19 protein-coding genes are annotated in these 18,491 nt (G+C 39.9%); 4 read left to right on the plus strand and 15 right to left on the minus strand.

The window, feature by feature from the left end; all coding sequences use genetic code 11:
* Window positions 1–42 precede the first annotated feature (42 nt).
* Complete coding sequence (locus NJ959_RS11100) at window positions 43–1,023, plus strand: carbohydrate kinase family protein (protein ID WP_254011833.1); 981 nt, start codon at window positions 43–45, stop codon at window positions 1,021–1,023.
* 50 nt (window positions 1,024–1,073) lie between these two features.
* Here the strand turns inward: NJ959_RS11100 and NJ959_RS11105 are convergent, their stop codons facing one another.
* The 12 genes from NJ959_RS11105 to NJ959_RS11160 all read right to left on the minus strand — a co-directional run bounded on the left by NJ959_RS11105 (window position 1,074) and on the right by NJ959_RS11160 (window position 13,758).
* Entirely contained in the window at window positions 1,074–1,520 is a 447-nt protein-coding gene (locus NJ959_RS11105; RefSeq protein WP_254011815.1) for a DUF2997 domain-containing protein, read from the minus strand.
* A gap of 115 nt (window positions 1,521–1,635) precedes the next feature.
* On the minus strand, window positions 1,636–2,661 hold the full coding sequence (locus tag NJ959_RS11110) for a hypothetical protein (RefSeq protein WP_254011816.1): 1,026 nt from the start codon (window positions 2,659–2,661) through the stop codon (window positions 1,636–1,638).
* A gap of 20 nt (window positions 2,662–2,681) precedes the next feature.
* Window positions 2,682–4,607: a hypothetical protein gene (locus NJ959_RS11115; protein WP_254011817.1), complete on the minus strand. Its 1,926-nt coding sequence runs from the start codon at window positions 4,605–4,607 to the stop codon at window positions 2,682–2,684.
* 85 nt (window positions 4,608–4,692) lie between these two features.
* Window positions 4,693–6,261, minus strand: coding sequence for a Ycf46 family AAA ATPase (locus NJ959_RS11120; RefSeq protein WP_254011818.1), 1,569 nt, complete (start codon window positions 6,259–6,261; stop codon window positions 4,693–4,695).
* Window positions 6,258–6,875, minus strand: a complete 618-nt coding sequence (locus NJ959_RS11125) for a 4Fe-4S single cluster domain-containing protein (RefSeq protein WP_254011819.1) — start codon at window positions 6,873–6,875, stop codon at window positions 6,258–6,260. The genes NJ959_RS11120 and NJ959_RS11125 overlap by 4 nt, the downstream gene beginning before the upstream one ends.
* A 15-nt stretch (window positions 6,876–6,890) precedes the next feature.
* Entirely contained in the window at window positions 6,891–7,862 is a 972-nt protein-coding gene (locus NJ959_RS11130) for a hypothetical protein (protein WP_254011820.1), read from the minus strand.
* A 357-nt stretch (window positions 7,863–8,219) separates the two neighbouring features.
* Window positions 8,220–9,053 (minus strand): hypothetical protein, encoded by an 834-nt coding sequence (locus tag NJ959_RS11135; RefSeq protein ID WP_254011821.1) that lies wholly within the window; start codon window positions 9,051–9,053, stop codon window positions 8,220–8,222.
* A gap of 32 nt (window positions 9,054–9,085) precedes the next feature.
* The gene (locus NJ959_RS11140; RefSeq protein ID WP_254011822.1) at window positions 9,086–9,751 is read right to left on the minus strand and encodes a hypothetical protein; all 666 of its coding nucleotides are present in this window, start codon (window positions 9,749–9,751) and stop codon (window positions 9,086–9,088) included.
* A gap of 97 nt (window positions 9,752–9,848) precedes the next feature.
* Window positions 9,849–10,241: a hypothetical protein gene (locus NJ959_RS11145; protein ID WP_254011823.1), complete on the minus strand. Its 393-nt coding sequence runs from the start codon at window positions 10,239–10,241 to the stop codon at window positions 9,849–9,851.
* A 406-nt stretch (window positions 10,242–10,647) separates the two neighbouring features.
* The gene (locus NJ959_RS11150) at window positions 10,648–11,484 is read right to left on the minus strand and encodes a metal ABC transporter permease (RefSeq protein WP_254011824.1); all 837 of its coding nucleotides are present in this window, start codon (window positions 11,482–11,484) and stop codon (window positions 10,648–10,650) included.
* 151 nt (window positions 11,485–11,635) lie between these two features.
* Entirely contained in the window at window positions 11,636–12,469 is an 834-nt protein-coding gene (locus NJ959_RS11155) for a metal ABC transporter ATP-binding protein (RefSeq protein ID WP_254011825.1), read from the minus strand.
* Between the two features lie 230 nt (window positions 12,470–12,699).
* Window positions 12,700–13,758: a metal ABC transporter substrate-binding protein gene (locus NJ959_RS11160; RefSeq protein ID WP_254011826.1), complete on the minus strand. Its 1,059-nt coding sequence runs from the start codon at window positions 13,756–13,758 to the stop codon at window positions 12,700–12,702.
* Window positions 13,759–14,270: 512 nt separating this feature from the next.
* Here NJ959_RS11160 and NJ959_RS11165 point away from each other — a divergent pair.
* Both NJ959_RS11165 and NJ959_RS11170 read left to right on the plus strand, forming a co-directional pair.
* Entirely contained in the window at window positions 14,271–14,909 is a 639-nt protein-coding gene (locus NJ959_RS11165) for a DUF305 domain-containing protein (protein WP_254011827.1), read from the plus strand.
* 376 nt (window positions 14,910–15,285) lie between these two features.
* On the plus strand, window positions 15,286–16,026 hold the full coding sequence (locus tag NJ959_RS11170; RefSeq protein ID WP_254011828.1) for a DUF8832 domain-containing protein: 741 nt from the start codon (window positions 15,286–15,288) through the stop codon (window positions 16,024–16,026).
* A 162-nt stretch (window positions 16,027–16,188) separates the two neighbouring features.
* Here the strand turns inward: NJ959_RS11170 and NJ959_RS11175 are convergent, their stop codons facing one another.
* Window positions 16,189–16,587 (minus strand): VOC family protein, encoded by a 399-nt coding sequence (locus NJ959_RS11175; protein WP_254011829.1) that lies wholly within the window; start codon window positions 16,585–16,587, stop codon window positions 16,189–16,191.
* Between the two features lie 95 nt (window positions 16,588–16,682).
* A complete protein-coding gene (locus NJ959_RS11180; protein ID WP_254011830.1) occupies window positions 16,683–17,168 on the minus strand; it encodes a cupin domain-containing protein in 486 nt (161 codons plus the stop codon).
* A 274-nt stretch (window positions 17,169–17,442) separates the two neighbouring features.
* Here NJ959_RS11180 and NJ959_RS11185 point away from each other — a divergent pair, with 274 nt between their 5' ends.
* Window positions 17,443–17,922 carry an MEKHLA domain-containing protein gene (locus NJ959_RS11185; RefSeq protein ID WP_254011831.1) on the plus strand — a complete coding sequence of 160 codons (480 nt, stop codon included), beginning with the start codon at window positions 17,443–17,445 and terminating at the stop codon, window positions 17,920–17,922.
* 7 nt (window positions 17,923–17,929) lie between these two features.
* Here the strand turns inward: NJ959_RS11185 and aroH are convergent, their stop codons facing one another.
* On the minus strand, window positions 17,930–18,349 hold the full coding sequence (aroH, locus tag NJ959_RS11190; protein ID WP_254011832.1) for a chorismate mutase: 420 nt from the start codon (window positions 18,347–18,349) through the stop codon (window positions 17,930–17,932).
* Between the last annotated feature and the right edge of the window lie 142 nt (window positions 18,350–18,491).

Consider the following 18,491-nt stretch of genomic DNA (forward strand, 5'->3'; position numbering starts at 1 on the left):
ATCCTCTGCTACTCTGATGAAGAAGTTCAAATCTATCCTGCCGTGACTAATCCTCGTGTCATCTGTCTTGGTGAAGTATTATTTGACTGTTTAGCGGATCAATTAGGAATCCCGCTTGAACAAGTTAAATCCTGGACTCCTTACCCAGGAGGCGCTCCCGCTAATGTTGCTTGTGCTTTGGTGAAGTTGGGTACTTCTGCTGGGTTTATTGGTTGTGTGGGGGAGGATGAACCGGGGAATCAGTTGATACAGGTATTGGAGGAGGTTGGGGTAGATAATAGAGGCATTCAGTGTCATCCTACCGCACCGACGCGACAAGTTTATGTGGTACGCTCCGAAAAAGGCGATCGCTCTTTTGCTGGATTTGGGGGTTTGGACACTTCGCAATTTGCTGATGCTTTTCTTGATGGTTCAAAATTACCGGAATCTTTATTTAACTATGGAGAGTTCTTAGTTTTGGGAACTCTGGAGTTGGCATATCCTCAAACTCGCTCGGCTATTAAAAAAGCACTGCAACTGGCTGAACAGTATGGATTAAAAGTTTTAGTTGATATTAATTGGCGTTCCATGTTTTGGCCTGAGCCTAGTGAGGCAAAACCATTGATTGAAGAGTTATTTAAACATGTTGATTTTCTGAAGATTGCCAAGGAAGAGGCAGCGTTATTTTTTGATACGACAGATCCCGGTGCGATTACCCATCGTCTTGATTCAGTGGAAGGTGTTTTAGTTACGGATGGGGATAACGGCTGTCATTATTGTCTGAATAATCATGAAGGTTATCTACCAGCATTTATGATGAATGTTCAAGATACAACTGGTGCTGGTGATGGATTTGTCGCGGGTTTTGTCCATCAATTGTGTCAAAAAGGATTGAAGTCGATTGCGACTGCGGAGTCAGGACGAGATGTGGTTAAATATGCTAGTGCGGTGGGAGGATTGACTACTTTGAAACCTGGTGCGATTGCGGCTCAACCTACTGCGGCTGAGGTGGAGGCATTTTTGGCGCAGTTTTCTGTATTTTAGCCCACATTCCGCACTTCAAACGGAATGTGGGTTATTAGCTATTAGCAATATTATCCCCAATTCTGTTGTGAGTCCATCAGACGGACTTTTCCATCGTGATATTCAGGCTTGTAATGTACAGAAATTGGTGTACCAAGAGCCATTTCTAGTGGTTGTGTTAATTCTTTACATACTTGCCCTGGAGCATTACTCACATCAATACTGAGAGTATTGTCTGATTTAATTAAAATTTCCACATCACCTGTTTTACCAGGGGCAGATTGAGGATTGACTTTGAGGAGTAGCCGCAAGTTGCCTGCGGCATCTTCCTGTCTTTGCGCTAATTCCATAAAGTTACGGCTTAATTCAGATAATACAATCTCTTCAGCGCGTTTTCTGGCTGCGGCATTGGCTTGAATTTGTGCCTGTAAATTCATCGAATTTGCTTGAATTTGTGCTAGGCGATCGCGGATCATAGGACTAAGATGGGCAATACTGTAAGTAGAGATGTGAGACATAGGATCGACTCCCAATAAAGCTAAAGTATTTTTACTCGAATGTCAAGGAAAGAATTAGGAGATAAAATTATTGTTAATAACTATTCCCGATTCTCCCTGCCCCATACTGCAAAAACTAACGTTGTCTAACTTGTACAGGAACCATAGGAGGTTGGTTTCGGAATCCTTGAATTAGATGCTGGTAATATTCTTGAGTAATATAATTCTGTTCCAGCAGTTGCTGTAAATTGCGTTCCATTATGTTAATTTCTTCTGGAGTCATGCTGCGCCATTGCAGATAATTATCAGCATTGCTAAAGTCAGAACGTAGAGTGCGAAATATATCACTATCTTGCAACTGATATTGCACCATACGGCCAGAAGATTTGACAACTTCGTTTCCCGCTAAAATAGTGGTTTTATTTGCCTCCTGACACTTAATAACAACCATTGGTACAGCAACTTCGCCAGTGACTGGCAGATTTTGCACTTTAATTGATTCGATAGATTCAGCAAACTCCTGCCGCTTTGTCAAAAATTCAGTCAGTTGGATAGATACAGCTTCCAGTAATTTAGCTAACTGTTGTTCCCTTGTTTGTCTTATCTGTTCAATTGAGTCAATAACCGAGGAGATAAATCCGGTATGCTGTTGAGAAATACGGCTTTCGACAGTTTTCTGAAAATGGGTTTCCATCATTTCAAAGATATATCTTCCCAAACGACGAATATCTGTCTGATAGCTTTTTCTCACAGTATGATTTAGACTGTCATAGCGGCGCGTGACTCGGTGCGTATCTTGTACTGATTTAGCATAACGTTCCTCAAGTCTTTGGGATGCAGTAGCAATAGCATCAATTTCTTCAGCAATAGCAGCATACTGTTCAAATAACTTAGTTTGTGCCTCCGCTTCAATTCCTCGGTTAACTTCTTGCTGCACCAAATTAACGGCTTGCTGTACAGCCTCCATCTGTGCCATAGTTACAGCTAAACTGTCCCGCATTTGGGTTACAGAAGCAGTAAATCCTTCCGCCATTTCTCGTTGAAGAAGACGAGAATCATTATGAAACTGATCCCCCAAACGGTCAAGATCTGTAGATAGCCTTGCTACCTCATTAGCAACCGCACTCGTGTCAACCCGAACTGTAACATTTCCTTCACTCATACTATCTTTAATGCTCCTTTTTATCGATCAATTAACTTTTGTTCTGACTCTGGAGGAGTCAAGAAATATTTAGTAGCATTGCGCACTTCATCCGCATAATCTCCTAATTGGCTGCGGCGAATTTGTGCTGCTTCTGCTTCTTCAGCTAGTTGAGTTTCTAGCTGTCGTGTAATATTGATAATTTCCTTGGTAGTTTGTCCTTGTCCCGTATTTATGTACTGGCGCATCCCAGCAGCAGTTGCTTGAGAGAGAATGCCCCGTGCCAGATAAAAGTTCAGCATCATATCAATCTGCTGCTGGGCAACTCTGGAACTGCTACCCATATTTTCCAATTTATCGCGTACTGGGCGAAATTCTTCTGTAAAAAGCTTGGCTTCTTCCCGTAATTTTGCAACTTCTTCTTCTACATTTTCACGTAATTCCGCTTCTTTCTCACGAATAATTCGGTTTCGTTCATCATGTTTTTCTAGCCAAAGAGCATCCCAAATAGGCAGAATTAAGTCATCTTTAACCTTGATCATTCTTGCCCATTGTGCCTGTTCATCGTTAAAACTTTCACTGCAAAGTTGGCAAATCCACTCTTGGCGCAGCGTATTGTATTTCAGGATGGCATTGCGTTTATGGAGTTCAATTTTTGGGTCATATTCAGGAATTTCTACCGCCATTTCCCCCATCAGTTCTTCATAAGTTTTTAGCCTGTCTTGTAGAATTATAAAATGTTCGGCATTGAGGTCTTCCCCTTGCCGTTTTGCCTGGTTTAGGTAGCGACGAATGTTATCCATAATACCACGGAGTCGCCGCAGATCTTCGCTGCGATGGAGTAGATCGAGTGTATCCGGTGGCACTTCGGTAAGGTCGGCTACAGCAACAGGTAACTGAGAGGTGCGGTATTGTTCCACCTGATGGCATTTGGGACAGTAAAAGCGCGTCAGGGGATAGTCGTAAACGCCGCGAATGCGATCGAGTCCATCACTTAAAATATTCATCAGAGAGCGATCGCGTGCTACTTTAGCATGGGTGATACAGGAATCCATCCTTTCTACGGCATCATTCATCATTGACTCAACGTTGATTGCTCCTAGCTGCTGCGCTTGGGCGGCTTCAGCGTTGGTCTGTGCTAAACTTTGCACGGCTCTAGAAATACCAGGATCTTCCTGTGCCAAGTGAAGTTGGGGTTGACCGTCTTGTAGGTGGGGAGACAGAAGCCGCAGACTATGTACTATGTTGTGATTAGCACTAAAAGCTGGAATGTCTGTAAGTACATCCACTGTATCGGTAAAAATTTGATTAGTAATTGATAGCACCTCGCCCATGTCTGCTTCAATCCCTGTCAATCGGGATCTATCTTGAAGATCAGTTTCCCCTGTTGGCGGTAACAAAATGGGTAATTCTTCCGGAATTTCCGCCAGCTTTTCGCTTAAATCTTGCAACCGATTTATACTATTAGGAATTTCTGGATAGAGAAGTGGCTGTTTGGGTTGAATCCCAGTAGCATCAACTACTAGTTTTCCATCCTCGAAGGGCATAATATTGACAACATAATGCAGCTTACCTAGGTGGGATACTACTTGGGGGATTTGTCGTTGAGGAATAGCTTGTTTTTCGGTTTCCAACTCCAGAATTTGCTGTTGTTGTTTTTTGTGGCTGAGATATGCGTAGTATCCACCTCCTGCCATGCCACCTAAACTCAAGGGTAAGAGTATAGTTTTTTGGAAGGAAAAGGGCAAAAGAATTGCCGATATACCAGCAATAATTGCTCCTGGTAGATAGGCTTTTTTTGTCTGTAGCCCTTGAAGTTCAGATTCAACTCGCTCTCCATCGGCTTTTTGTTTGGCAATAAAGTCTTCAATTGATTGTTGATTTGCCGAGGCAAATGCTAAAGCTAAATCCATGCCATCTGGAAGTGGCAGATCGTTTTGGATGATACTAGAAGGAAGTATTTTCATGGTTTGTTTTTACTTCTATTAGTTTGATTGTACGGTATTTATCGCTGGTTTTGGTGATTTTTCCGTTTTCATTTTGACAGTTAAATCAGTCCTGTTCAAAACCTTTACTAGCAGAAACTGCTCGCTGTTTTGCCCATGACCGAATTGATTGCAAGTAATCTGCCTGCATATCAGCAAATCGGGGTGTATTTTTGATAATGCGCTTCAAGTCTTCAAGGCGAAAAGCACGAGATTCAAAAAATGCTTCATATAAAGCATTGGTAATAGCATCCTCAATTTCTGCACCAATAAATTTGTCAGACAAAGTTGCCAATTCCTCTAATATCTGTTCCGTTTCCTGAAACTCACCCCTAGCTTCTGGGGAAGTTAATCGTCGCCGCAGATGCACCTTAAATATTTGTTTTCGCTCTTCAATATTGGGCAAATCCACAAAAAATATTTCATCAAATCTACCTTTACGCAATAGTTCAGGTGGTAGGCGGTTTATTTGATTAGCAGTGGCAAAAACAAATACTAAAGCTTGTTTTTCTTGCATCCAAGTGAGAAAATTACCAAACACGCGCCTGGTTGTGCCGCTGTCACCTTCACCACCAGAAGCACCGCCTAAACCTTTTTCAATTTCATCTACCCAAAGAATACAAGGTGCTAAAGCTTCTGCTGTTTGTAAAGCCCGCCGCATATTGGCTTCACTTTGTCCCACATAAACGCCAAAAACACTACTTATATCAAAGCGTAATAGCGGTAATTTCCACATACTAGAAATTGCCTTAGCAATCAAGCTTTTCCCGCAACCAGGCACACCTGTTACCATCACACCTTTTGGTGCTGGTAAGTTATAGCGTTTTGCCTCATCCATCCAAGTTCGATTACGCTTATCCAGCCATTTTTTTAAGTTTTCTAAGCCACCTACATCTGCCAAATTGAAGTCAGAACCCACATATTCTAAAGCGCCACTTTTCTTGAGAATTTGTTGTTTCTGTGCCAGGATTAGATCCACATCAGAGGCTGTTAATGCACCATTGCTTGCCATCGCCCGTGCAAAGGTTCCTTCTGCTTCTTGTTGTGTCAATCCTAAAGCCGCTTTGCATAGCTGTTGTTTGTCTTCTTCTGTGAGAAATACTTGGACTCCACCACCTTTTTGCTTGAGAATTAACCTATCCAAAGCTGTGCGTATTTCTGGCTGAGTAGGTAGGGGAAAGTCCATCATCATCACATCTTTTTGTAAGGATTGGGGCAGATTAACAATAGGAGAAATGATGGCAACTGTCCGTGCAAAATTGGCATTTCGCAGGGATATACCTATCTCCCGCAATCGTCGTACAATTCTGTCATTGTCTGGGGTGCGGTGTTGGTCATCCAAATAAATGTGGAAATCTAGCAAGACGTAAAGGGCAGTATTTGTGGCTTTTTCAATATGATCGAGTAGCTGGTGAGGTGATAGTAATGAGGTGTCAATTTTTCCATCGGGATATTGTTTTAGTCCTTGGGTTTGCGACCAAGCATATAATGGACGATTTAAACCATTTTTACCACTACTAGCACAAAGGTCTTTCAAGATCCCCAATGCTCTTTCTTCCTCAAAAGTTTGCAGGTAAATTAGGGGAAACCTGGCGCGGATAATTTCTGATATTTCTTTTGTAAAATTAGATTTCATTCCTGCCATTCTCCCTGCGGCAATAGTTTTTGTAGTATTTGCAATACACCTGCGGGTGGATCTCCAGTAAGTATGAGTTTTTCGTCTTGAATTAGTATTTCAAAATCCCGATAATAATCATTAATTTGTTCTTGCAAGTGTAGATATCTTTCTGTCAAAAAGTGAACTTGCTGGTTTCGCGAACCTCGCCACAGCAAAGGTGCTGCTTCCTCCACTACAAATTCCCCATCTACTAATAAATCACAGGAAGCAAGCAAATCTATTTGAGGAGAACCCATGCGGGTTAACTCTGCTAAAGTCCAGCCGCTATAAGCCATCACACTTAATCCACGTTGGCGGATTTGGGCACATAAATTAGATAAGGATTCTGCTTGGCTAAAAGGTTCACCTCCTAACAGAGTTATTCCTTCAATAGCCTGAGAATGAGTTAATTTTTCTAAAGCCTGTTGTACAGTCCAAACTGTTCCACCTTTAGGTGAAAGAAAGTCAGGATTCCAACAGCCTGGACAACGTTTAGGACATCCCTGTACCCATATTACAGCCCGACAGCCGGGACCATTGCTATAACTTTCAGGGAGATAGGTTGCTACTCGAATTTGAGATGATATCGCCATTAGCTTATTTTAAGCTTACAACATTGCCACAGTCATTTCCAGTAATTCTTTTTCTTCCGGCCGGAGTTTTTCAGCCCATGATTCTCGCGCCTGCTCCTGGGATGATTTATCCAAATGTTCATACATCATCAGTTGTTTGAGAAATAATTCCACCTGTTGAATCTCTTGTTCAATTGGTGCTAAATTTAGCGCTCTTTGGGCTAAATTTAGGGCATATAATGTTCGACCATCTTCCGTTTGATCTGGATAAATATCGGCTGATCCCAAACATACTTGATGATAGCCGCACTTACCTGTTACAAAAGGTTCGCAAGCAATTCCTCCTGACTTAAATCCACATCCTAACTGACTTGAACGACAAAGTGAGAGGTAGCGGAGTTGGGCTGGCATTGTTTCACCATTTGCCAGAATCGTGTCGGCAAATTGAATTGGTTCTAAGGAGGTAAGATATGGTAACCAACAGCCATTTCTTCCTTTCAAAATCACCCTTCCTCCAGAAAGAGCAACAAAATTACTATTTTCTAACCTTAATGTTTCTTCGGCAAATATAGAACCCACAATAATAGAGTTTACCAGAGAAACTTCTCGCGATCGCACATTCCCAAAAATCAGTGCATTATCTAATTTGACACTATCACTAACTACATCCCCCTGGACTACCACACTCGCTTTACTAGTATGGCTGACTACAGTTTCTTGAATCTCCTTACCCGACTCAGTAATAGCAATTGATAGGGTTGCATTAATTCCAGAGAGAAACTTCAATGGTGAACTTCCGGGTTGGGGATGAGAAAGGGTAATTTCTGCTGTCGCCAAAACCGGACCATTAACACTTCCACCTCCAATATTAGTTATGTTTTGAGCAAATAAGCCACCGTTAAGTTTTAGCGGCGCTTGTAAAACTACATTTCGGACTATTTCGGCTTGGGTAGAGGGATAAAAAGATCCTTCTATATCTCCGGTAAGTCGGATGTTATTTTTGTCCATTTGCTGTATCATTTCTCAGGTTATTCAATTGTTTTCTATTTATTTGTCATCGCTGTTGAAAATCTATAACCCCGATCTATTAGCTATTACCGTTTTTCAGCATTATGACGGCAATAGTGTTTTTCTCTTTCTCCTTTATACCAAGATAATGGATCGTTCCAAATTTGTCAATCCACATTTTTCAGTATCCTTAATCCTCCCTTACTCGGGCGGGATGTTATAGCGATTAATTTTATTGTCACTACATATAATCTTGCTTTAAACTTTGCTACACCGAAACTTCACATAAAACTGTGTAGCAGTAATTTCAGTAAATTTTATTATAGAATGGGATATCACACAAGCCTACATACTCTTTTATCTTCCCCACCCAAATATTTGACCAACAAACTGGAATAAACACCGATGGAGGTGAAATATAGTTATGAATGGAGAAAAAGACCAAAATAACCATCTATCTATCATTACTGTAGAACTCCCATGAACTCTTCCCCCTAACCAAGTTCCCAAACAAGCTAAAACTCCATAGCTGACAAATAAAATAACTGTTAATTCAATAAAATTTACACCAGCAATTATCTTAGCTGAAATCAGAATAGATTCTAATACACTGCAATAAACAATAATTAATACCCAGACAATCAGGGGCGCTACTAATAAAAATCCTAATCTAGCTCTAAGTTTGTAGTTAAGCATTCGTAAACATGCAATCCCTATATAATATAACTGCAATCCAGATCCCAGTAACACCGAAAATGATTGTAAAATAATCGTGGTGGAATTAGGCGGATATTTATAAAGTAATCCAGAAATAATTAGGCTAACAATCAACCAAGTTGCTGGAACTATAATCAGTAAATAAATTCTGCCTATCCCAGGATCTCTAGGAGGATAGCGACCTTGTAAATATCTTAAGATTTCTTGATTGGAAACTTGAGGTGGCTGTCGCTGAATATTTTCTAATTTTTGTAATATTTCTCTAATTATTGTGGTATCAGTACCTTCATAAGTTATGGAATCTCCAATGTGGATATAACCTGTCACATTACCAATATTGACAGCATATTTGTTACCTGTCTGAGCAACATTTTGGTTGATAATAGTATCTCGCAGAAGTTGAACATCTGCTTCTGTTAAGGTTCTTGTAGCCAGACGTTCAAAAATAGCTTCTATGTCATTAGAGTTTGTCATCCTCTACCTCCGCTATGATGGGAATTACTTCACTACCAAAATCTAAAAAATCTAGGCAATATCCTATCTCCACATCTAATTGGATAAAAAACCATCATCACTGCCAGAAAAAATGGAGTAATAACTGGATAGAAAAACCAAACTATCCAATAATGCCGAACCTCTCCAAATCTCCAGCGATATTGAAATATTCTTTGCAGAAATATCCCTAGAAATCCATAAGTCGCGGCAACCATAAATAGGATAAACCAATAGTAAATAAACTCCTCAAAATCATGTATTTGTAATGAATTAGATGTTTGATAAAATAACAGAGCAATTAAGCAAACAAAACTGAGAATTAGCCAACCGACTAACACTTGCCATTGAAAAGGCACTCCTGGGCGGACAGGGTACTGCTGCCTTAAGTAATGCAATGCTTCTGAGTTAGAAACTAAAGGTCGCTGTCGCTCAATCTCTCTTAAAGATTGTAATATTTCTCGAATTGTTTCAGCATCTGTACCTTGGTAAGTGATATGATTGCCAATGTTAATTGAGCCAGCACTACCAATATTTACAGCCGTTTGATTGCCTATCTGTACGACATCTTGATTAATACTTCTAGCCAGGGAGTTTCTTAAAATTGAAATGTCGGCTTCTGTCAAATTCCTTGTAGCCAGACGTTCAAAGAGATCTTCTACATTATTAAAGTTGTTCATTACCTAATAATTAGTACATTTTGTTTGCAGTAAGCGCTTCAGCGCTGAAGCGCTTACTACAAAACCAGCATTAGTCAGTAGTTACTGTCTTGATGCTTCACATGTTAAAAGTATCAACATGACCAACATTGACAGCTTTTTGATTATCTTTCTGAATCACATTCTGATACACAGTCGTTTTGTTTGCTTCAGCTTGGCGAAAAGCCTTAGCAATATCCTCAACCGCCTTTGCCACATCAGTATCTTTACTTGCTGCTGCCGCTACATCTTGGCTAACCTGCAAAGCTAGATTTTGTTTATCGGGTGATGGTGGTAATTGTTCTATTACAGCCAGTTTATCTGCTGTAGGAAGAAATTTTTCTCTTAGCAATTGCATGAACTTACTAACTTGCTTCATTCCATTTTCTCCAAGTAATTCCCCTGACTTTTCCAATGCTTTGGTAACTATCAAGGTGGTAATAGCTGCTGCTGACAGTGTTGCGAGTTCCATACAGGTGTAAATCTTAATGAGTGCAGAAATTAGTTGCATTAGATTAACTAAGGCAAAGCTTCATTCCCGTTTTCTGGATTTATTTCAGTCAAAACCTATGCTATTTGCCAAAGAAACCCATAGCATATTTGATGCAAACCCTTAATGATTGTGCTTATTTGAGATAATTAAATTAGTAGATGACCAATCAGAAGTGATGGTTTCGCCAAAATCGAACAGTCTAATGATTTTGCTCGAATACTCACGTCATGTCTTATAATACAATATACCACAAGATTTTACAACCCACATTCAGCAGTTCAATTTGTAGCATAACAAAAGCAGGACTTACGGAGTAACACTACTAATAGTGTGGATAGTCCGTTACCAAAGCCGAAAACACCCTACAGATAGAGGCTTTCCGTACTTAAATATGAGGAAGATTCGGTTTCCGGCGGCGTTGATAACTAGTCAGGAGTAAAACAAAGCCGAATACCAAAGTAGATAATAACACCACACTAGCGCCAGATGCAATATCAAAATGATAGCTCAGATAAACACCAATAAATGATATTACTGCGCCCAAAGCACCAGAAATTAACATCATATAACTAAAGCGATCGCTTAAGAGTCTAGCAATGGAAGCGGGGATAACTACTGCGGAAATAATTAGGGTTACTCCTAATACATTTAGCGTTACTACTAATAACGTTGCTAGCATTAAAGCAAATAAGGTATCCATGGCGATAACGGGAACTCCGTGAACCCGCGCTACCTCGCGATCGAAACACCAAAATAATAAAGGTTTATAAAATAAAAAAATAATCGTCAGAAGGACAATAGTTACTACCGTGACAATCCATAAATCTGTCGGAGTGACACCTAGGACATTGCCAAACAAAGCTGCTTCAAAGTTTTGGCTAAACTTGCGGTAAGTGCTGATAATCGCCACACCCATCGCAAAACTAGCTGTGGTGACAATCCCAATTGCTGCATCAGAGTAAATTCTACGGCTTGTTAAATATTGGATTAATAAAGCTGCTCCAAACCCCCAAATTCCAGAGCCAATGTAAAAATTTAAACCCAAAACATAACTGAATACTGCTCCTCCTAAAATAGCATGAGATAATCCGTGAGCAATATAACTCATGCGGCGGGTGGTAATATAAACTCCCATGACACCACATAGTAATCCTGCCATCATTGCTACTAACAATGCGCGGGTAAAAAATTCGTACTGAAATGGTTGAATCAGAAAATTCATAAGGCAAATTCCTAGAGTTAGCTAAAAGTAAGATGGGCAATGTTCATCAAATACAGGATTTTCTGTAGGGTGCGTTATCCTTTTCTAACGCACCCTCTACACTGTTATCCAATCCCACGGCTGCGAAGTGAACATTCCCCACCCGATATTTTTACTTTGTTTTTGAGGCAGTTTTACGCAAGATAGCAGGTAAATTGTGCTGCATTTGATGTCGTAAAGAAGTACCACTACTGGCGATTAATATTCGATCTTGGTGATGAAAAACCACCATTTCTGTACCGAAAGTTTTTTCCAGGATAGCTGATGTAAAAATATCAATTGGTTCACCTTGGCAAATTAAGCCGTGATTGAAACATATTACCCAAGGTAAGTGAGTGGCGACGGAATTGAGATCGTGAGTAGATAAGAAAATACTTAACCCTTGTTGATTTAGATCTGCTAATAGATGCAATAGTTCATGTTGAATTTGTAAGTCAGAACTACTAGTTGGCTCATCTAAAAATACAATATCTGGTTCTCCTACTAATGCTCTTGCCAAGAAAACTCGCTGTTGTTGTCCACCGGATAAATTACCAATGGGTTGATGGGCAACATGTTCAATTCCAACACGATTGAGGAGTTGACGAGCAATATTGCGCTCGCGTTTTGATTGCCAAGGTAAAATTTTTTGGTTTTGGTAACATCCCATCATTACTACTTCTTCTGCCGTAACGGGAAAGCTCCAATCTACTGTTTCTACTTGCGGCACGTAACCCACTTTTGGCGGTGCTACACCTGGTTTTAGCTGCTTTCCTCGAAACCAAATCTCTCCCTCCCAAGGACGTACTAATCCTAAAATTGCCTTGATTAAGGTGCTTTTTCCGCAGCCTGAAGGTCCGACTAATCCAGATAGTTGACCAGGATAAAGTGTCAAATTTACTCCTGTAAATACTGGTAATCGTTGATAGCCACAGGTTAAATTCCTAACTTCGAGTATTGGTTCCATTGAGAGGTTATTTATTAATTAAATGTTACAGTCCGGTACATTGGTCCTATATTGTTATACGTTCTCCAGATTGAAATGGATTTGTTTTACTATAACGCACTCGACCAGAACTCAATTTACTGTGTTTATTCGTGCTAATCTGCGGTCAAACGAAACAAATGTAGGTGATGGAAGAAGGGAGATAAGGATAGGGAAAATTAAAGAAAGAAAGTTGAACCCGTGTTAGGTAATTATTTACTTATTGCTGTTGCTCCTACCACATTTCCAGGATTTACTCCATTCATTAGATCCGGATTACCTCCTAGGTTGGTAGCAATAATTTTCATATTATTCACCATCATGCCAATATAAGTATGTTCGGGATTCTTATTTTCCATCGCATTTGCTGAACCCTCACCCGGTAATTCATCATCGGCAGTATTGGCAGTTTTTACTTTAGTTTCGCGGGCAATTTGTTCGGCTATCGTACTTGGGTAAACTTCAGATCCGAAAATAGCGGGAACGCCAGCTTTTCGCACTTGCTCAACTAATTTGGCAATATCTTTAGCAGAGGGTTCGTTAAAATCAGAGGGTTGGATTGCCCCAATTACTTCAAAACCATATTCTCTAGCCCAATATGCCCAAGAATCGTGGTAAGTTAGAAGTTTGCGATTTTTTTCGGGAATGCTGGCAACAAGGGCACGGGTGGCTCTGTCTAAGTCTTCGAGACGTTTTAGATAATTTTTGAGATTAGTTTCGTAATAATCTTTGCCATCAGGATCGAGTTCAGTTAATTGTTTTGTAGCTAATTTAGCATAAGCGATAGCATATTTGGGATTCACCCAAAGGTGAGGATTAGGATCTCCCTTTTCTTTGGGAAAGCTAAAGTCGAATAGCCACTCTTTTTCGACAATTGTATTATTACCCAATGCGTAAACTTTGGTCTCTTTCGGTTTGGAGGAATTGGCTAATTTTTCCGTAGGTGCTTCTAATCGTAAACCATTGGTAATAATTAAGTTTGCCACTCCCAATAATTCTGCATCGGAAGGGCGTGGTTCAAAGGTGTGGGAGTCGCTTCCTTCTGGAATAATACCTTTTACTTCTACGCGATCGCCTGCTATATTACTGACAATATTAGTAATAGGCGCTACTGTAGTCACTATTAAAGGTTTTGTCTTGGATTGGGTGTTGTTTGATTGAGTTGAATTCGGTGTTGCAGTAGGAGAAGGAGCCAAGGTTGAATTCTGAGGTGATTGACAAGCAATAGTCGTTATAGTAAGTGCCAAAAATATTCCTGATAGTTTCATCATGGGCGCTCAAGTTTAACAATTGAATATGAAAATCTAGATACCTGTATTATAGGATCTCAGATAAAAAGGATGGGGATATTTTTATCACCTCTATTAATAAATAGAACCTTTTTTTAAAAGATGCAATCCCCTGTGGGGGCATTTTGTAAATTTATTGAGCTTATCGCAGGTAAGCTCAATTACAGTAATTTTTAGGTATGTGAGGCACAGAGAAACCCGGTTTCTCAAAGAAACCGGGTTTCTGGGGTGTATTTCATAAACCTGCAATCTCCTGTAACTCGATAAGAGTTGGCTCAAGACATAAATTATTCTCTGGGCTAGCTATTGAAGATTACAATTGTCATCTTTTATATAGCCAAGGTAAATTTTTGTGACATTCCCTTGAGACTCCAGTTAGATGGAGACTTTATAATAAACATAAGAGACTTGTTTCGAGACATACATCTGAGATAGGTGTTCCAGAAACAGGATTTCTCCCTTTTATTTGCTCCTTCTAGTAGCAGGAGTTAGTTATGAATAACAAATCGTTAATTTACAGTTTAATTGGTTTAGTCGCGGGGACGACTATCCTAGGAGCGGTAGCGATTAATCGCACAGCAGCTCAACCCCAAATGTTAGAAAAACCACCCCACTCCCCGATGGGGATGATGATGAATCAAGAAAAAGCGGATTCGCACTTTATTGAAATGATGATTCCTCACCACAAAGGGGCAGTGGATATGGCAAATCTTGCTATGACAAAGGCGAAACATCCTGAAATTAAAACATTAGCTGAATCTATCAAACAATCCCAAAGCCAAGAAATCGAGCAAATGAATACTTGGTACAAACAGTGGTATGGTACTGATGTTCCTTCTATGTCAAGTCACGCTATGGGAATGCCCATGAATTCCGAGCGAAATAGCATGGAAATGGGTATGATGGAACATCATACTATGGGGATGGATTTAGATACATTAAAAAATGCACCTGACTTCGATAGAGCCTTTATCGAGCAGATGATTCCCCATCATAAAATGGCAGTCATGATGGCGGCAATGATATTGGATAGTAACCGTCCAGAAATGCGGGAACTAGCGAACAATATTATCCAGACTCAAAGTGCTGAAATTGAGCAGATGCGAGAATGGAAGCAGGATTGGTATCAATAGTTTCTAATTCTAGAATCTAAGATTTTAGGACTTACGCAAAACCTCTGTAGGGTGCGTTATGTGAAAGCTAACGCACCATTATTAATATATGTAATATACCTCGGTAAGTCCTAATTTTATCTCAATTTCATCTAAATTTCATTTTCTGAACTTAAGATTGACTGTTAAGGAGAGAGTTAACTTAACCACCTTATTTATCTCTTCCTCAATCTCCAACACTAACCGACTCAAAGAATGCCTTATGAATCATTTTGTACCTGCATTAATAATCGCTTCAACTCTCCTCCTAACTCCAGGTTGCTCATCGATGAAATCTGGACATACATCAGGAACAAATGATCGTACAACTGAATCAAATTCCCATAAGAATCATTCTATGGATCATAGCAATATGCCGGGAATGGAAACACACTCAGACTCAGTAACAACCCAAGCTAAATTAACGATTCCTGCTAATATTAAACCTCAAACTCCTGTCCCCTTAGTTATTGATATACAGGATAAAGAAGGGAAAGCGATCGCAAAATTTGAAACATTCCAAGAAAAACTCATGCACCTAATTGTGGTGAGTGACGATCTGGATTTTTTCAATCATATTCATCCTACATATAAAGAAAACGGACGCTTTGAAGTTGAAGCAAATTTCCCCCAATCTGGTAATTATACTCTTTTCAGCGATTATAAACCTGCTAGTCAAAAAGATCGAGTATCGGTACTAAAAGCACAAATACCTGGAACCAATCCATCCCCTGCTAAAATCGATCTAAATCTGGTAAAAACTTTTGGAGATACTAAAGCAAGTCTTACCTTCTCTCAACCAACATTAAAAGTAGGGCAAGATGTGACTTTAATGTTTGATTTGCGAGATACTGCTACCAATCAACCGATTACTGATTTACAGCCTTATTTGGGAGAAAGAGGACATTTAGTAATTATTAAACAGTCATCACCCTTGACGGAAGCAGATTACCTTCACGCCCATGCTGTTAAAGATAATCTAGCGGGTAACGTTGATTTTATGACGCATTTTTCTCAACCTGGTAAATATAAAGTTTGGGGGCAATTCAATCGGAATGGGAAAATCATTACTGCTGATTTCTGGATTAATGTTATTTAGTTTTTGGTTATATCCAGAATAATGATTTTTCCAATAAATTAGCTTTGTTGGAGTTGGTGGCAATGTGAGTTTAGGCTAAATATTGGTGGTTCTGGAATGTCAATTTTACTTTTTTTTAACACAGAGGTACGCAGAGGTTTTCACAGAGGTACGCAGAGGTTTTTAACGTAAGCTGTAGTTGGGGTTATATTCAACTAATTCGATTTCGTTACCATCAGGATCGCTGACGTAAATACGGTGTTTGGTTTCTGGTGCGGTCATAGTGTAATATTCAATATTATTGTCTTGGAGATGCACTTTCATTGCTTCGCCATCATCGATGACAAAACCAACGTGGTTTACTCCTATATTTTCATAGATTTCATGGACTCTTTTTAAGTTGGGTGTGTGATTCAGGGCGAGATAAAATTGGTCATTCCCTAAATGTAGCCATTGTCTTTCGTCTTCTCGATCTTCTGCTCGGATGTACCAATCGGGAAATAGGGTTTGGTAGAAAGTTTTAGTTGCGTCAATATCTTGACAGGCTAGGTTGATATGTTCAAAACGTTGTATTTTAGGCATTTTTGTTTCTCGTCTCAGTTAGAGTAAGGGCGGGTTTTATTTATCAGTTATCGGGCGATCGCCTAGCTTATTTACTAAACCCACCCCCTACAGAATTATCTCATTATTGGACAGTTTAATTCCCCTAACATCGCCCGCACTAATCCCAAATCAAAAGGAAAAGGTTTCCGCAATGGACGATAATCTCGCTCAAAAGGAGGTCCGTGACGTATAATTGAGTTAATGGCAATACAAGGTTCCCCACTCAAATTAATCGCACTATGAGGAATACCTGGAGGAATTCTTACTACCATCGGTTTGGATTCGCTCATTAAAATATATTGATAGTGCTTATTTTGCAACACCACTAACACCGCTGAACCTTTTACTACCAAAAGTTGATCGGTTTGGAAATGATGGACAAACAACTCTTCAATAGTACCAGATTCTATTCTTACCATTGTCGTTTCATGGGCAAATAAAGGTAAATTTGCCTCTAATTTTTCCAGGTATTTATCTGTATCTAATGGACAGATTTCTAGTCCCTGTGTTGGATTGATGCAAGTCAACGGTACTATTTCTACCTTATTCTTGATAGCCATAGTATTTTGCCTCCACATAAAGTGTTGGTTGGGAGCGAGAGGCTTATCCTTGAGAGTAGGTATTTATTGCTAACAATGCCAGTTTTTGCGATCGCTACCTCTCTACTTCTATTATATCTCGGAAATCCAGGTGCGATCTGCTTGCTGCACGCGCTAGGCTAGCGGATAGCTCTTGAAGGGCGCTATCCGCGCACCTGTATGAGTCGATCGCAATAAGTCAAAAAAAACACTTTTATGAGATATTAGAGTATTGATCCTGTGTTTGTGCGTTTTTATGAGTAGTGTTATTGAATTACCTTGGCAAGAGGAGAGAATCATTCATCAGTGTCAACGCCTCCTGTACAGCTTTAACTATTGGCTAGGGCATTCTTTACTTGATATTAGTGGCACTCCAATAGAAATAGCTGAAGCTTTATTTGAAGCCCCTTTTGTTTTAGTATCTCACGGAACGGAACCAGATCCGATTTTCAACTATGGCAATCGGAAAGCGTTACAACTATGGGAGTTGGATTGGCAACAATTTACCCAGATGCCTTCCCGTAAAACAGCGGAGCCTGTGGTGCAGGAAGAAAGAGATCGATTACTAGCAGAAACTAATACCAAAGGGTTTGTGAGCAATTTTTCGGGTGTTCGGATCTCCAGCACAGGGCAAAGATTTAAAATTGAGAATGGTATTGTCTGGAATGTCTTAGATCAGAATAATCAGCGGTGTGGCCAAGCTGCTGTTTATTCTAAGTGCCAATTTATCAGATAAAAGACTATTATCGTCTCATGGATTTCACCGCAGGCAATACAGTAGCACTCACTTGCGCCAAACTCCAATCTGGTCTTAAATTTTTAGCATGACGTAAATAGGGATGATAAATTTCTAATTGTGAAACAGGTGTATTAATATGGATTAAAAAACGGATACAGCGCTTTAAACTCCCTTCGACGTGCATCTGTTGGAGGTCAAGTAAAGCAACATTATCCCAATTAGGACGTTCTCTTGCGATCGCAGCCGGAAAGATCGCATCTAAATCTCTTGTCGCCGTGAAGATAGCACTTACGATCTCGTCATGATCGATCTGATTATGCCCCTCCAACTCATCTAACAATTCCATCACCGCTTCTCGAATCGCCCCAACTGAATTTTCGGATACAGTTGTTGCCCCACGAATTGCCCGAACTCGCCACTCCAAAGTACAGTCCTCCAATATTTACATTTAGGATTTTAGATTGAGAATTCCCGATTTATCTAAAAACTACAACAAAAAATTTTTACTACTACAAATTAGTAAAAATAATTCACCAGTATAATTCGGCTTCCCCCCTATCCTTCCC

The organism is Limnofasciculus baicalensis BBK-W-15 (genome assembly GCF_024178385.1).
In the GTDB taxonomy this organism is placed as follows: Bacteria; Cyanobacteriota; Cyanobacteriia; order Cyanobacteriales; family Coleofasciculaceae; genus Limnofasciculus; species Limnofasciculus baicalensis.

Bases quoted from the DNA above. Each gene is read 5' to 3' on its own strand.
- NJ959_RS11170 (WP_254011828.1), top strand. From the start codon at position 15,286: ATGGATCATAGCAATATGCCGGGAATGGAAACACACTCAGACTCAGTA.
- NJ959_RS11180 (WP_254011830.1), bottom strand. From the start codon at position 17,168: ATGGCTATCAAGAATAAGGTAGAAATAGTACCGTTGACTTGCATCAAT.
- NJ959_RS11185 (WP_254011831.1), top strand. From the start codon at position 17,443: ATGAGTAGTGTTATTGAATTACCTTGGCAAGAGGAGAGAATCATTCAT.
- NJ959_RS11110 (WP_254011816.1), bottom strand. From the start codon at position 2,661: ATGAGTGAAGGAAATGTTACAGTTCGGGTTGACACGAGTGCGGTTGCT.
- NJ959_RS11115 (WP_254011817.1), bottom strand. From the start codon at position 4,607: ATGAAAATACTTCCTTCTAGTATCATCCAAAACGATCTGCCACTTCCA.
- NJ959_RS11140 (WP_254011822.1), bottom strand. From the start codon at position 9,751: ATGAACAACTTTAATAATGTAGAAGATCTCTTTGAACGTCTGGCTACA.
- NJ959_RS11175 (WP_254011829.1), bottom strand. From the start codon at position 16,587: ATGCCTAAAATACAACGTTTTGAACATATCAACCTAGCCTGTCAAGAT.
- NJ959_RS11105 (WP_254011815.1), bottom strand. From the start codon at position 1,520: ATGTCTCACATCTCTACTTACAGTATTGCCCATCTTAGTCCTATGATC.
- NJ959_RS11150 (WP_254011824.1), bottom strand. From the start codon at position 11,484: ATGAATTTTCTGATTCAACCATTTCAGTACGAATTTTTTACCCGCGCA.
- NJ959_RS11165 (WP_254011827.1), top strand. From the start codon at position 14,271: ATGAATAACAAATCGTTAATTTACAGTTTAATTGGTTTAGTCGCGGGG.
- NJ959_RS11160 (WP_254011826.1), bottom strand. From the start codon at position 13,758: ATGATGAAACTATCAGGAATATTTTTGGCACTTACTATAACGACTATT.
- NJ959_RS11125 (WP_254011819.1), bottom strand. From the start codon at position 6,875: ATGGCGATATCATCTCAAATTCGAGTAGCAACCTATCTCCCTGAAAGT.
- NJ959_RS11130 (WP_254011820.1), bottom strand. From the start codon at position 7,862: ATGGACAAAAATAACATCCGACTTACCGGAGATATAGAAGGATCTTTT.
- NJ959_RS11135 (WP_254011821.1), bottom strand. From the start codon at position 9,053: ATGACAAACTCTAATGACATAGAAGCTATTTTTGAACGTCTGGCTACA.
- NJ959_RS11145 (WP_254011823.1), bottom strand. From the start codon at position 10,241: ATGGAACTCGCAACACTGTCAGCAGCAGCTATTACCACCTTGATAGTT.
- NJ959_RS11120 (WP_254011818.1), bottom strand. From the start codon at position 6,261: ATGAAATCTAATTTTACAAAAGAAATATCAGAAATTATCCGCGCCAGG.
- NJ959_RS11155 (WP_254011825.1), bottom strand. From the start codon at position 12,469: ATGGAACCAATACTCGAAGTTAGGAATTTAACCTGTGGCTATCAACGA.